This window comes from Buchananella sp. 14KM1171 (genome assembly GCF_041380365.1).
Classification (GTDB): domain Bacteria; phylum Actinomycetota; class Actinomycetes; order Actinomycetales; family Actinomycetaceae; genus Buchananella; species Buchananella felis.
Genome location: NZ_CP159981.1, coordinates 1,679,971 through 1,693,687, shown reverse-complemented (window position 1 = coordinate 1,693,687; position 13,717 = coordinate 1,679,971). Strand labels below are relative to the sequence as shown.

Below are 13,717 nucleotides of genomic sequence, written 5' to 3'. Positions count from 1 at the left end.
GGGGCGGCCCCGTCCCTGTGGCCGCCCCGGAAAGGAAAATATGCGTAACAGTTCTCACGTGTCCGGCTGGCGGCGCTTTGCCGCAGCCGGCGTGGCAGTCGGCGTCGCCATCGCCACCCTGGGCGCGACCCTGCCGGCTCTGGCGGACGACGCCGCAGCGGGCGACAACGCACTCGCCGCCGACGCCCCGCAGCTCGGCCCGATCCAGCCCGCCCCGCTCGGCGACCTCACCGAGGGCAACGCCCCGGCCCCGACCAGTCGGCTGATCTTCGATCGCGGCCACGCCGATGCGATCTCCACCCGCCTGGAGGACGGCCAGCTCAAGCTGATCTCCCGCGTGGACCAGCCTGGCGAGCTGGGCAAGGTGTTCCCGGCAGACAACGTCCGTTTCTGGATCAACGACGTTGCCCGCACCACCCTACGCAATGATTTCTCCCCCGCCGGAGCTGCCGGCGAGACAATCTGGCTGGTCCACCAGTCCGGCATGCTCCCCACCGCCCTGTGGCCCGGCTTCTCCACCGAGCTGGTTCCCGCCGGCGCGCTGGAGACCCCAACCACCTTCACCCTGGACAAGGTGGAGGGACCTGCGGACTTCCGTCTGGTCCTGTTGACTGACGACCTCGCCGCCGGTCGCCAGATCTGGTGGCACGTCTCCCAGCAAGGCACCGTCAAAAACCAGTTCTCCCTGGGCCGCCAGCACGCCCACAGCTACTGGGCCTTCTCCAAGCCAGGCGAGTACAAGCTGACCGTGACCGCTAGCGCACGAATCGGCGGCCAGGAATCCAGCGACACCAAGACCTACCACTTCGTGGTAGGCCCCCAGCTCCCGGCCGCTCAGCAGGTCTCCCTGTCCCTGCGAGGGCAGTCCGCCCTGGTTGGAGAGACCATCAGCTACACCGCCACCGTCGAGCCGGCTGCCGCAGGATACGTGGAGTTCTATTCCGGCGAGGAGTTGATCGGCCACAAGGCCGTGGTAAACGGCACGGCCACCTATTCCTTCCAGTCCCCTGACCTGGGCCGCTACTCCGTCTCCGCGCGCTTCGTGCCGGCACGTTCTGACCAGTTCCAGGCCGCCGAGGCCGCAAAGGTAGAGGTCTTCTCCCGCGTGCTCACCCGCCTGTCTGGTCCCTCCCGCTACGCCACCTCCGCTGCCCTACTGGAGGCCGGCAATTGGGCGAGCGACTACGTGGTGCTGGCCTCCGGCGAAGGCTTTGCAGACGCGTTGGCCTCCACCCCGCTGGCTGGCGCCCTGCGTGCCCCAGTGCTGCTCACCAACTCCAAGCGCTTGGAGACCGAGACGGCCAAGGCCCTGCGCTTCTCCCACGACGGGGGCGTGCGCAAGGCTATCCTGGTGGGTGGCACCGTCTCCATCTCCCCCGCCGTTGAGGAGGCCGTGCGCGGCGCCGGCTTCGAGGTGGAGCGCCTGGCCGGCCCGTCCCGCACCGCCACCGCTGTTGAGGTTTCCAAGCGGATCGAAAAGATCCTCACCGGGCGCGGCCAGAAGGTGAACCAGATCATGCTGGTTGACGGCAGCAACTACCCCGATGCGCTGTCGGCCGGCCCGATCGCGGCCGCCAACCACGGCGTGCTGCTGCTGTCCACCGGCGCCAAGTTGTCCAGCGAAACCCTGGCGCAGGCTAAGGCACTGGGCGCACCCATCACGGCCGTCGGTGCCGCCGCCCGCGCGGCCGGCAACCTGACCCAGGACAAGGTGGTCGGCGCGGACCGCTACCAGACCTCCGTGCTGCTGGCGGAACGCTTCCTGCCTGGCACGCCGATCGTGGTTTTGGCCGCCGGCAACGGTTTCGCCGATGCCCTGTCGGCGGGAGCCTTCGCCTCCCTGGAGCGCGGCATCGTGCTACTTACCTCCCCTGCCAAGCTACCGGCGGAGGCCGTTACGCTGCTGGGCAAGGGCGCGGTGGAGTTTACCGTGCTCGTGGGCGGCCCCAAGTCCATCACCCCTGCCGTCGCGGACGAGGTCAAGCGCCTGATCCGATGATGTAGGCGCCCAAAGTGGGGCGGGCAGCGCGAGAAATCGCGCCGCCCGCCCCGTGCTTTGTCCTCGCGGGCCCACCAGCGTCCCGGCGCGGGCCTCGGCTATCCCGCCAGCCCCGCGAGCGCCCTGGTCACGGTGAGGACGCCGTGCTCGGTGTTGGCGGGGGCTAGGTAGTTGGCCCCGGCGATCACGCCCGGGTGGGCGTTCGCCATGGCGAAGGAGTAGTCCGCCGCCTCCAGCATCTCCACGTCGTTGAACAGGTCCCCGAAGCTGAGGGTCTGGGCCGGGGTGATGCCGAAGCGCTCTTGCAGCATGCGCACGCCCACTCCCTTGTTGCAGCTGAGGTCCATCACGTCGATCCACGCCTTGCCGGAGACCACCACCTGGTTTCCCTCCCGCAGCGGGGCTAGCAGGTGGACGGACTGGTGGGGGTCCACCGAGTCGTAGACCGCCATCTTCACGATGTCGTCCGTGACCTCTAGCAGGTCGTCCACGATGTTGAGGCTGGCGTAGTACTGCGCTGTGTCCGCCAGGAAGGTCTCATCGCTGCGTTCCACGTAGGCGCCGTCGGCGCCGCAGGCCACCACGGCGTGACGCACGGGGTCCAGGGTGCGGATGAGGCGCACGGTCTGCTCGTAGACCTCGCGGCCCAGCTTGATCAGGGAGATGCGCTCTCCCCCGGCCACCACCACGCCGCCGTTCTCCGCGATGTAGGCCAGCTCGGGGTCCTGGAACATGTGCAGCAGCGTGTGGTACTGCCGCCCGGAGGCGGGCACAAAGCGAATCCCGCGCTCCTTCAGCTCCGCCAGGAACTCCCAGATGCCGGGCGGGAACTGCCCCTGCCCATCCAGCAGTGTGCCGTCCATGTCCGCCACCACCATGCGCACGTCCACGCCGGCCGGGTCGATCTGGGTCCACGAAGTAGTCATGGGCCTCATTGTTCCCTGTTTGCCAACGCGAGGCACACGGAACGGGGCCGCCCCAGCTTCACGGCCCCAACGCCGCGATGGGGACGACGTGCACGCCGTCCTCGCGGGTGTATGCGAGGTTGCCGCCGGTGAGGACCAAGGCAAAAGATGGAGCCCCGAGTTTTCCCTGGTCCACGCGGGCAGCCAGTTTGAGCAGGTTCGCGGCGGCTTCGTCGGCGCGGTGTTGCCCCAGCTTTACTTCGACGATTCCCCATCTCCCGTCTGGCCAAACCACAACGGCGTCTGCTTCTAGCCCCGTCTTGTCCCGGTAGTGGTAAACCTCAGCCCCATACGCTTGGGAGTAGACGCGAAGGTCGCGCACGCACATCGATTCGAACAGGAAGCCAAAGGTCTCCATGTCGCCTAGTAGAGCCTCGGGCCCCGCACCTAGCAGAGCCGCAGCGATGGAGGGATCTACGAAGTGTCGAGTGGGAGAGGTCCTAACCGCAGTCTTTGACCTCAGCGCGGGATTCCAGGCTTCGAGGTCGTCAAGGACAAACACCCGCCTGAGGGCGTCCAAATAGTCGGCCAGGGTGTTGGGAGACAGAGCGGAGTCGGCCTGCGCCATGTCAGCAGCGATCACGCTGTTCGAAGCCTGGGTACCTGTGTTGCGCGCGTAAGAGCGCATGAGGGCGCGCATGCGCCCGGCGTTACGGTTTACGCCGTCGATGCGGGTTACGTCCGAGTCGAGCAGGCCCGCAACGTACTCCCGGGCCACCCGCAAAGAAGCCTGCCCCTCCATGCGCACAACGGCTGCCGGCCAGCCCCCGCGGCACACGATGTGCGCCAGTTCTTCGACGTCTGTCTTGCTGGTGGCCGCGTCAATGCCTGCACCGCTCGCGAGAGCCGCCAGAGAGACAGCCCGGTTGGATTCTCCCGACTCAGATAGCGTCATGGGGCGCATGACTAGGCGCGCGATCCTCCCCACCCCCGAGTGCATGGTTTCCTCGCCCGGCACGGTGGAGCCGGTGAGGATGAACTGCCCTGGTGCTCCCCCACGCTGGTCTACTGCGAAACGCACCGCGTCCCACAGCTGGGGTGCCATCTGCCACTCGTCGATCAGGCGGGGAGTCTCACCTTCGAGCAGGAGGGAGGGCTTGATCCGCGCCATCTCGATGTTGGTTGCGGCCTGGTCGGGGTCTTGCATGTAGACCACGGACGCGGCTTGTTGGCCCGCGCTGGCGGTCTTGCCGCACCATTTGGGCCCCTTGATTTGGACCGCGCCCGAGGTCCGGAGAGCAGCCTTCAGTTCCGCATCCACGATCCTTGGACGATACTCCATGCGCTCCCCACTTTTCCTTGGAATTACGGGGAATCGTAGCACAATTGAGCGATTTGGACCGGTTTTATTGAGTCATTTGGACCGGTTTTATTGCGCGGTTTGGACCGTTTCTGCTGTGTGACTTGGCCGCTCAGCCCTCGGCAATCTCCAGTGCCTCGAGCCACTCCTCCTCCAGCGCGGCGTGCTGCGACTCGAGCTCGCCCAGCTTCCCAGAGAGGGCTTGCAAGCGCTCCAGCTTGCCCGCATCCGCGCTGGCAGTCGCCATGTCCGCGTGCACCTTCTCGATCTGCGCAGCCACCTTCTCCAGGCGCCGCTCGGCGCTCGCCGCCGCCTTGCGGGCCGCGTGCTTCTGCGCCGGGGTGTACTGGCTGGCCGACGCTGCCGCCCCGCCGCCCCCACCGGCGCCCGCAGCGTCACCCGCCGCCTCCTGCGTGCCGGCCGCCGCGCCGGGGGTAGCCAGGGAAATGGCGCGGGCGGCAACGTCGTCCCCCTGCTTGGCGGCCTCGATCTGGGCCTGGCGCATCTCCAGGTACTGCTCCACGCCGCCGGGCAGGTCGCGCACGCTGCCGTCCCCCAGCAGGGCCACCTGGTGCTCGGTGACGCGCTGCAGGAAGTAGCGGTCGTGACTGACCACCACCAGGGTGCCCGGCCAGCCGTCCAGCAGGTCCTCCATGGCGGCCAGCGTGTCCGTGTCCAGGTCGTTGGTGGGCTCGTCCAGCAGCAGCACGTTCGGTTCGTCCATGAGCAGGCGCATGAGCTGCAGGCGGCGGCGCTCGCCACCGCTGATCTCCCCCACCGGGGTCCAGGCGCGCTCGCGCGCGAAGCCCAGGCGCTCCACCAGCTGGGAGGCCGTCAGCTCCTTGTCCCCCACCATCACGGATGCGCCGCGCTCGGCCACGGCCTCCACCACGCGCAGGTGGGCCACCGCGTCCAGCTCGTGCGTGGACTGGGACAGCACGGCCAGCTTGACGGTCTTGCCGCGCTTGATCCGTCCGCTGCTGGGCGGCAGCACGCCCTCCAGCAGGCGCAGCAGCGTGGTCTTGCCCGCACCGTTGACGCCCACGATCCCCACGCGCTCGCCCGGGGCCAGGCGCCAGGTGACCTCTCGCAGGATCTGGTTGTCCCCGTAGGACAGGCTGACGTTCTCCAGGTCGATCACGTCCTTGCCCAGGCGGGCCGTGGCCATCTTCATCAGCTCCACCGTGTCGCGCGGTGGCGGCACGTTCTCGATCAGCTGGTTGGCGGCGTCGATGCGGAACTTGGGCTTGGAGGTGCGCGCCGGGGCGCCCCGGCGCAGCCACGCCAGCTCCTTGCGCAGCAGATTGTTGCGCTTCTCCTCAGCCACGGCCGCGCGCCGGGCCCGCTCGGCGCGCTCCAGGATGTAGGCCGCATACCCGCCGTCGTACGTCTCCACGCGGCCCGGGATCTGGGTGCCCGGCTTGTCGATGCAGGGCACCACCTCCCACACCCGGGTGCAGATCGCATCCAGGAACCAGCGGTCGTGGGTGACCACGGCCAGGGCGCCCATCTCCCGCCCGCCCCGCCGACCGCGAGCGCGCAGGTGGCGGGCCAGCCAGTCCACGCCCTCCACGTCCAGGTGGTTGGTGGGCTCGTCCAGGATCAGCACCTCTGCCTCGGTGGTCAGGACGGCGGCCAGGGCCACACGGCGGCGCTGGCCGCCGGAGAGCTCGCCCACGCGCGCGTCCAGCGCGATCCCATCCAGCAGGCCCGCGTGGATGTCGCGGATGCGGGCGTCGGTGGCCCACTCGTGCTCGGCCTTGCCGGGGTGGATCACGTCCACCACGCGGGCGTCTGCCGGCAGCTCGTCGCCCTGGTCCAGCATGGCCACGCGGGTGGAGCCGGCCAGGGTCACGCGCCCGGTCTCCGGGGCCAGCTTGCCCGCCAGCAGGCGCAGCAGCGTGGACTTTCCCGCGCCGTTGGGGCCCAGGATGCCCACGCGGGTGCCGTCCTCCAGGCCCAGGGTCAGGCCCGCAAAGACCTCCCGGACGCCCAGGTGAATGCCTACCTCGTTCAGTCCCAGCAGGTGGGCCACTTAGTTCTCCTCGTCGATTCGGGTGCGGGCGCCGGGGACGCCGCCGGCGGTGAGGGCCACACTGGCGCCGCCCGGCACGTCGGTGCCGGCGCCAGGGCCGGTGCTGGTCGCGCTCGCGCCGGGGACGGGCCCGGAGGCCACCACCGCGCGCAGCGGGTAGCCCAGCTCGTCCTCGCCGAGCGCGGCGGTCACTGCGGCGGCCACCTGCTCGGCGTGCTCGCGCGAGCTGCACAGCGCGGCGATGGTGGGGCCGGAGCCGGAGACGAATGCGCGCAGCGCCCCGGCCTCGTGTGCGGCGGCGATGGTGCGCTCCAGCTCGGGGCGCAGGCGCAGGGCGGGGGCCTGTAGCTCGTTGGCGATCAGCCCGGCCAGGGCGGCGGCGTCCCCGGCGCGGGCGGCCTCCAGCAGCGCGGCGGGTGCCACTCGCGGGGCGGCGGCGTCGGCAGCGTCGTCCACCCCGGTGGCCTCGCTGGCCCGGTCAGACTCGCTTGCCCGGTCGAACTCGCTTGCCCGGTCGAACTCGCTTGCCCGGTCGAACTCGCCGAACACGGCCGGGGTGGAAAGCCCCAGCGGGGAGGCGAAGAAGGCCAGGTGGAGCTGCGGGGCGCCGGGCAGGGCGGCCATTGCCACGGGTTCGTCGCCGCGCGCGCCGGCGTGGGCCAGGCCGCCCACGAGGCCGAAGGGAACGTCGGCGCCCAGGCGGCGGCCCAGCGCGGTCAGCTGGTCCAAATCCAGCCCGGCGGCCCACAGCTCGTTCAGGGCGCGCAGGGTGAGGGCGGCGTCGGCCGAACCACCGGCCATGCCCGCCGCGATCGGCACGCGCTTTTCCACCTCGATGCGGGTGGGCAGGGCGTAGCCGAGGTGGGTGGCCAGCGCCACCGCAGCGCGCACCACCAGGTTGGTGGCGTCCACGGCCAGCTGCTCGCTGCCCTGGCCGGCGAAACTAACCTCCAGCCAGTTCGGCAGTGCACCGACCGCGCCCGCTGCCGCCCCTGCCGGCCCGGGCTCGCTGCCAATCCGCACCGGCTCGGTCCCCAGCAGGGTGGCGCTTCCGCGCTCCTCCAGGTCCACCGCCAGGAACACGGTGTCCAGCAGGTGGTAGCCGTCGGGCAGGCGCCCGCCGCAGCCCAGGTACAGGTTGACCTTGCCGGGGGCGCGGGCCTCCACCCGGTCGCCCACGCTCACGCCCCGCACCGGCTCGCCTTGGCCGCGCACCGCCTCGGGGGACGACGTTGCGCCCACACCCCCCACCGGCACGCCTTGGCCGCGCACCGCCTCGGCGCTCACTTGCCCGCGCCCGCGCCCGGCTGGGCACCGGCATGGCCGCCCGCCTTGGCCTGCAGCTCGGGGGCAAGCTGCTCGGCGATGGCGGCGAACTGCGCCACGGTCAGCTTCTCCCCGCGCGCCTGCGGGTCCACGCCGGCGGCCACCAGGGCCTCCTCGGCGCGCGCCGGGGAACCGATAAACGCCCCCAGGGCGGCGCGCAGGGTCTTGCGGCGCTGCGCGAAGGCCGCGTCCACCACGGCAAACACCTGCTCGCGGCTGGCGGAGGTAGCCGGCGGGGCCCCGCACACCAAACGCACCAGGGCGGAGTCCACGTTGGGGATGGGCCAAAAGACGTTGCGGCCGATTGCACCGGCCAGGTGAGCGTCCCCGTACCAGGCGGCCTTCACGGAGGGCACCCCGTAGACGCGCGAGCCGGGCGCAGCGGCCAGTCGCTCAGCCACCTCCGCCTGCACCATCACCAGCACCTCCTTCAGGGAGGGCAGGGCGGCCAGCAGGGTCAGCAGCACCGGGACGGCCACGTTGTAGGGCAGGTTGGCCACCAGGCGCGTGGGCTGGCTCCAGTCCCCGGCAAAGCCGGCGGCCAGCGCGCGTTCTTCCAGCAGCTGCGCGCTGGTGACTGAGAGGGCGTCGGCCTCCACCACGGTGAACTGCCCGACCGCCTGCGGGGCGCGCTGTGCCACCGTGTCAGGCAGCGCCTTGGCCAGCACCGGGTCGATCTCAATGGCCGTAACGCGCGCACCCGCCCCCAGCAGCGCCAGGGTGAGCGAGCCCAGGCCGGGCCCCACCTCCAGCACGTGCTCGCCGGCGGACACATGCCCGGCGGCGACGATCTTGGTCACCGTCCCGGAGTCGTGCACAAAGTTTTGCCCCAGCGTCTTGGTGGGGCGCACGTTCAGGCGAGCACACAGCTCGCGCACATCAGCGGGGGCCAGTAGGCGCACAGCGGGAGTTTCCATAGGCTCCCAGCCTAACCGGGCGGTGGCGGTGGCGGCGCGGCCGGGCGGCGACGTCGGCCACCATCAGACACATTCTGACGGCCGACGTTCCTCCCGCCACCCCGCTCACCCCGCCGTTCCTCACCCCACCGGAGGCACAAAGAGGGCGGGCGCGGGGCAGTGTTTCCACTCCCCGCGCCCGCCTTGTGTACGGCAGCTAGCTGGCCTAGCGCAGCCCCAGCATCGCGGTGCAGGCGGGCCACTGGCCCCAACCGGCGCGCTGCTGCAGGATCTGGGCGCGCATGGTCTGCTCTGCGGCGGAGGCCTCGGAGGGCAGGCCGGTGCCGCCCACGGAGTACCAGGTCGGCAGGGAGAACTGGTACATGCCGTAGTAGCCGTTGCCGGTGTTGGTGGCCGGGTTGCCGCCGGACTCGCACTGGGCGAGCGCGGCCCACACGTCGCCGCCGACGGTGTAGTTCACGCTCTCCTGGGAGCCACCGCTGGCCTGCTGGCGCACGGCCGGGCGCTCCTTGGTACCGATGCGAACGATCTTCTTGGTGGGCTGAGCGGCCACGGTTTCACCGGTCTTGACGCTCACCACGGCCTTGCCGTCGCGGGTCTCGGTGTAGGTGTGGGTGACCAGCTTGCCGGGGGCGCCCTCCTGGGCCACCTCGGACTCGTCCTCGTAGAGGTCCTCGGTGTGCTCCTCGACGGTCTCGAAGGCGATCTCGCTCTCCGCGTCGGTCACGGCGCGCACCACGCGCACCACGGTCACGGTCACGGCGCCGTCAGCGGAGATGGCGGACTTGACGTGGTCGATCGGGGAGACCTCCACGCCGGCCTGCTTGAGCACACCCTCGACGTCCAGGGCACCGGCGGCCACGAGCTCGGTCTTCTTGCCGTCGGCCATGACGGTGACCTTGTCACCCTCGGCCACGAGCGGCAGGGCCGCGATCTCCTGACGCAGCACGGCGCGGGAGGCGGAGAAGCTCTCCAAGCCACCCTTGGCGGCGGCAGCGGCGGCCACGGTGCCCTCGGTGGTCCACACGGTGGAGTCGCCCAGGGTGAGCGGGGTGGCGCGCTTGATGGTGATGGTGGCGCCGGAGCTCAGCGCGGCGGAGGGGGCGGGGACAACCAGGTCGTGCTCGCCCACGGCCACGCCGGCGGCGGCGAGCGCGCCGGAGACGTCACCGGAGAAGGTGGAGATGGACTGGTTGGTGCCGTCCACGGAGATGTTGACGGTCTTGTAGTTGGCCAGGGCCACTGCCCCACCGGCCACCAGGAGGGCGGCGGCGGAACCCGCGCCAATCCACTGGATCATGCTGCGCTTGGAGCGCGGCTTGCGCTTGGAGGGGGCCAGGGTGTTGGGCTCGGTGACGGTCATGCTGTCCTTTGCTGTTCGTGGGCGGCCAGCGAGGTTGTCTCGCGAGGGATGGCCACCCGGCGTCATCACGCGGGTGATGCAGGGTCCGGGCCACTCATGGAAAGTGGCCGCGCTGATCGTAACCAGTTTGTTACACAGTTTGTCTACCGGTTGGGCCCGATTCACATGCGCGTGGCGGTGCTCACTGCGCACACACCAGGGTGTTTACCCCGGCATTGCAACGCTTCAGCGGGACACGGGGGCGCCGGCGCCCAGACTATTCCCAGGCGACGGGGCAGGCCGGACGGGCGGCGGGGCGTGCTCGCGGCCGAAGATGTTGGCGCGGTAGAGCCGGCCGCCGTACGCACAGGCAGCGGGGAGATGCGGCCGAAACGCAGTGCGCGCAGGCAGCATGGGCCAGCTACGGCGGTGCCGTGCGCGCAGGCAGCAGGCGCCAATCCAGCATCTCCCGCGCTCTCCGCCCCAACCTCGGCGTCAAAACTGGTGGCTCGGGCGCGGGTGTGCGCAAGCGATTGAGGGCTTAGTGCACCTCTCGTAGGGTTGGCCCACCGATCGTGGGCTTAGTGAACCTCTCGAGGGCTTACCCGAGCGGGTAACCCCTCAATCGGTCCACCAAGCCCACAAAAACTGCAGCAAAAGCTCAAAAGGTCGGATAACCCCACAACCGTTTGCGCAACACCACCCGGCGCCGCCCCGGCGAACGCTCCCGGACCGGAAAGACCGGAGGCCGACAGCACACGGGTCGGCCCGGCGTTGGGAGAGGTCTCGAAGTTGGCGATGCCGGAGGCCGACAGCACACGCGCCGACCCAACGCCCAGCACCCAGCGCCCGGCCCCCAGCGAGGATCACGCCGGCACGTGCGCGGCGCCGCCTACGGCCTTGCTTACCCTGTTACCCATGACTGCTTCCAAGAAGTCCCGCCGCTGGCCGGACCTGCCGGAGCCGCTGGCGGCCCCCGTTACCGATAACCACACGCACCTGCCGCTTCGGGTGGAGGAGATCCCGGAGGTGCAGGGCGAGCGGCCCAGCCTGGAGGAGCAGTTGCGCCGCGCGGCGGCCGTGGGGGTGCACCGGATCGTCACGGTGGGCTGCGAGCTGAATGACCTGGAGGCGGCGTGCGCGCTGACGCGGCTGCCGGGCGTGTTCGCGGCGGTGGCGATTCACCCGAACGAGGCGCCGTTGCACGCCGGCGCGTTGCGGCACGTGGCGGCCGACGCTCCCGACGGCCTGACCCCGACGTTGCGCCCCCACCACGAGGTGGATTTGGACGACGCCCTGTCGGCCGTTGCGAAGGCGGCGCGCCACCCCGACGTGGTGGCGATTGGTGAGAGCGGGCTGGACTTCTTTAGAGGCGGGCCGGGGGCGCGGGCGGCGCAGGTGGCGGCGTTCCGCGCCCACATCGCGCTGGCCAAGGAGCTGGATTTGCCGCTGCAGATCCACGACCGGGACGCCCACGCGGAGGTGATCGAGACGCTGCTGGCGGATGGCGCCCCGGAGCGCACCGTGTTCCACTGCTTCTCTGGGGACGCGCAGATGGCGCAGGTGCTGGCGGAGCACGGCTGGTATGCGTCCATCGCGGGCCCGCTGACCTATCACGCCAACGACTACGCGCGCGCCGCCCTGGACCGGCTGCCGCGCGAGCTGGTGCTGGTGGAGACGGATGCCCCCTACCTGGCCCCGCACCCGCTGCGCGGGCGCCCCAATGCCTCCTACGTGATGCCGGTGACGGTGCGGGCGATCGCCCAGCGCTGGGGCGTGGATGAGGCCGCCGCGTGCGCCCAGCTGGAGGAGAACACGCAGCGCGTCTACCGCTTCGCGGCCTAGGCACACCCCGCCACCGGGGCGCCGCTCGGTCGCTGGCAAAGGGGCCACCGGGGCACCGCGGGCCGGCGGCACGCAGGGAGCCCGGGGCTTCCCCGGACGCAAAAAAAAAGGGGGTGGTGGCCCGCAGCGAAAGCTGCGGGCCACCACCCCCTTTTGCAGAACCTCGACCTGTCGGGCCTAACCGGCCATGCGGGCCAGCTCCTCCTCGATGACGGACTCGTCCAGCTTGACGAACACCGGGGTGGGCTTGGCGATCGAGGTACCCACCGCGAGCGGCTGGCTCTTCCAGCGGCGCACGTTGCTGTAGTCACCGGTGATGATCGGGTAGTCCAGCGGGGAACCGTCCTCACGGCTGACGTCCAGGTCCACCACCTCCTCGATGCGAGGCATCGGGGCCAGGTCGCCTGCCCCGCCCAGCACCTTGTCGATGGCGTTGGCGGAGTGCGGCAGGAACGGGGACATCATCACGTTCAGGTCCGCCACGCTCTGGGCCAGGGTGTGCAGCACGGTGGCCAGGCGCTGGCGCTGCTCCGGGGCCTTCAGGCGGAAGGGCTCGGTCTCGGTGACGTACTTGTTGGTCTCGCCCACCAGGCGCATGATCTCCGCGATGGCGGCGCGCTGGCGGTGGGCCTCGATCAGCGAACCGACGGCCCCGAAGCCGGCGGTGATCGCGTCGCGCAGCTCCTGGTCGATCGGCTCCAGCTCGCCCGGGGCCGGGATCTCCCCGAAGTTCTTGGCGATCATCGCGGCGGTGCGGTTGACCAGGTTGCCCCAGCCGGCCACCAGCTCGGAGTTGGTGCGGCGCACGAACTCCGCCCACGTGAAGTCGCTGTCCTGGTTCTCCGGGCCGGCGGCGCTGATGAAGTAGCGCAGCGCGTCGGGCTGGTAGCGCGCCAGCACGTCGCGCACGTAGATGACCACGGAGCGGGAGGTGGAGAACTGCTTGCCCTCCATGGTGAGGAACTCGCTGGAGACCACCTCGGTGGGCAGGTTGAGCACGCCCAGCTCGCCGGGCTGACCGCCCTTGTCGCCGCCCCCGTTGTAGGCCAGCAGCTCGGCGGGCCAGATCTGGGAGTGGAAGACGATGTTGTCCTTGCCCATGAAGTAGTAGGACAGGCTCTCGGGGTCGTTCCACCACTTGCGCCACGCCTCCGGGTCGCCGCTACGGCGGGCCCACTCGATGGAGGCGGACAGGTAGCCGATCACCGCGTCGAACCACACGTACAGGCGCTTGTTCGGCTGGTCCTCCCAGCCAGGCACCGGGATGCCCCAGTCGATGTCGCGCGTCATGGCGCGCGGGCGGATCTCCTCCAGGATGTTCTGGGAGAAGCGGATCACGTTGGGGCGCCACGTGCCGGTGGCCTCGCGCTCGTCGAGCCACGCCGACAGGGCGTCGGCCAGCGCCGGCAGGTCCAGGAAGTAGTGCTCGGTCTGCACAAAGTCGGGGCGCTCGCCGTTGACCTTGGACTTCGGGTCGATCAGGTCGGTGGGGTCCAGCTGCTTGCCGCAGTTGTCGCACTGGTCGCCGCGGGCCTCGCCGTAGCCGCACAGCGGGCAGGTGCCCTCGATGTAGCGGTCGGGCAGGGTGCGCCCGGTGGACGGGGAGATCGCCGCGCCCATGGTGCGCTTGATCATGTAGCCGTTGTCCCGCACCGTCTCGAACATGGCGCGCACCACCTGGTAGTGGTTGCCGGTGGTGGTGCGGGTGAACAGGTCGTAGGAAAGGCCTAAGGCCACCAGGTCCTCGGCGATGATCCGGTTGTTCTTGTCGGCCAGCTCACGGGCGGTGATGCCCTGCTGGTCGGCCGCCACCAGGATGGGCGTGCCGTGCTCGTCGGTACCGGAGACCATGAGGACGTCGTGGCCCGCCATGCGCATGTAGCGGGAGAAGACGTCGGAGGGAACGCCGAATCCGGCGACGTGGCCAATGTGCCGCGGTCCGTTGGCGTAGGGCCAAGCCACGGCGGAAAGTACGCGAGTCATGCCCG

The 13,717-nt window shown here is 70.3% G+C and carries 9 protein-coding genes; 2 read left to right on the top strand and 7 right to left on the bottom strand.

The window, feature by feature from the left end; translation table 11 throughout:
- Window positions 1–40 precede the first annotated feature (40 nt).
- Window positions 41–1,999: a cell wall-binding repeat-containing protein gene (locus ABYF38_RS06505; RefSeq protein ID WP_371151578.1), complete on the top strand. Its 1,959-nt coding sequence runs from the start codon at window positions 41–43 to the stop codon at window positions 1,997–1,999.
- Window positions 2,000–2,097: 98 nt separating this feature from the next.
- Here ABYF38_RS06505 and ABYF38_RS06500 read toward each other — a convergent pair whose 3' ends face one another.
- The 6 genes from ABYF38_RS06500 to ABYF38_RS06475 form a co-directional block, all read right to left on the bottom strand.
- On the bottom strand, window positions 2,098–2,925 hold the full coding sequence (locus ABYF38_RS06500) for a Cof-type HAD-IIB family hydrolase (RefSeq protein WP_371151577.1): 828 nt from the start codon (window positions 2,923–2,925) through the stop codon (window positions 2,098–2,100).
- 58 nt (window positions 2,926–2,983) lie between these two features.
- Window positions 2,984–4,246 carry an ATP-binding protein gene (locus ABYF38_RS06495; protein ID WP_371151576.1) on the bottom strand — a complete coding sequence of 421 codons (1,263 nt, stop codon included), beginning with the start codon at window positions 4,244–4,246 and terminating at the stop codon, window positions 2,984–2,986.
- A gap of 130 nt (window positions 4,247–4,376) precedes the next feature.
- Window positions 4,377–6,299: an ABC-F family ATP-binding cassette domain-containing protein gene (locus ABYF38_RS06490; RefSeq protein WP_371151575.1), complete on the bottom strand. Its 1,923-nt coding sequence runs from the start codon at window positions 6,297–6,299 to the stop codon at window positions 4,377–4,379.
- On the bottom strand, window positions 6,300–7,586 hold the full coding sequence (locus tag ABYF38_RS06485) for a 4-(cytidine 5'-diphospho)-2-C-methyl-D-erythritol kinase (protein WP_371151574.1): 1,287 nt from the start codon (window positions 7,584–7,586) through the stop codon (window positions 6,300–6,302).
- On the bottom strand, window positions 7,583–8,542 hold the full coding sequence (gene rsmA / locus ABYF38_RS06480) for a 16S rRNA (adenine(1518)-N(6)/adenine(1519)-N(6))-dimethyltransferase RsmA (protein ID WP_371151573.1): 960 nt from the start codon (window positions 8,540–8,542) through the stop codon (window positions 7,583–7,585). The genes ABYF38_RS06485 and rsmA overlap by 4 nt, the downstream gene beginning before the upstream one ends.
- A gap of 205 nt (window positions 8,543–8,747) precedes the next feature.
- On the bottom strand, window positions 8,748–9,905 hold the full coding sequence (locus tag ABYF38_RS06475) for a transglycosylase family protein (protein WP_371151572.1): 1,158 nt from the start codon (window positions 9,903–9,905) through the stop codon (window positions 8,748–8,750).
- An 897-nt stretch (window positions 9,906–10,802) separates the two neighbouring features.
- Between ABYF38_RS06475 and ABYF38_RS06470 the strand changes: the two genes are divergently transcribed.
- Window positions 10,803–11,729 carry a TatD family hydrolase gene (locus ABYF38_RS06470; RefSeq protein WP_371151571.1) on the top strand — a complete coding sequence of 309 codons (927 nt, stop codon included), beginning with the start codon at window positions 10,803–10,805 and terminating at the stop codon, window positions 11,727–11,729.
- A gap of 177 nt (window positions 11,730–11,906) precedes the next feature.
- Here the strand turns inward: ABYF38_RS06470 and metG are convergent, their stop codons facing one another.
- Entirely contained in the window at window positions 11,907–13,712 is a 1,806-nt protein-coding gene (gene metG, locus ABYF38_RS06465; protein WP_371151570.1) for a methionine--tRNA ligase, read from the bottom strand.
- Between the last annotated feature and the right edge of the window lie 5 nt (window positions 13,713–13,717).

What these genes read in the sequence shown, in the direction of transcription:
- ABYF38_RS06505 (WP_371151578.1), top strand. Translation starts at nt 41, where the DNA reads ATGCGTAACAGTTCTCACGTGTCCGGCTGGCGGCGCTTTGCCGCAGCC.
- ABYF38_RS06500 (WP_371151577.1), bottom strand. Translation starts at nt 2,925, where the DNA reads ATGACTACTTCGTGGACCCAGATCGACCCGGCCGGCGTGGACGTGCGC.
- ABYF38_RS06495 (WP_371151576.1), bottom strand. Translation starts at nt 4,246, where the DNA reads ATGGAGTATCGTCCAAGGATCGTGGATGCGGAACTGAAGGCTGCTCTC.
- rsmA (WP_371151573.1), bottom strand. Translation starts at nt 8,542, where the DNA reads ATGGAAACTCCCGCTGTGCGCCTACTGGCCCCCGCTGATGTGCGCGAG.
- ABYF38_RS06475 (WP_371151572.1), bottom strand. Translation starts at nt 9,905, where the DNA reads ATGACCGTCACCGAGCCCAACACCCTGGCCCCCTCCAAGCGCAAGCCG.
- ABYF38_RS06470 (WP_371151571.1), top strand. Translation starts at nt 10,803, where the DNA reads ATGACTGCTTCCAAGAAGTCCCGCCGCTGGCCGGACCTGCCGGAGCCG.
- metG (WP_371151570.1), bottom strand. Translation starts at nt 13,712, where the DNA reads ATGACTCGCGTACTTTCCGCCGTGGCTTGGCCCTACGCCAACGGACCG.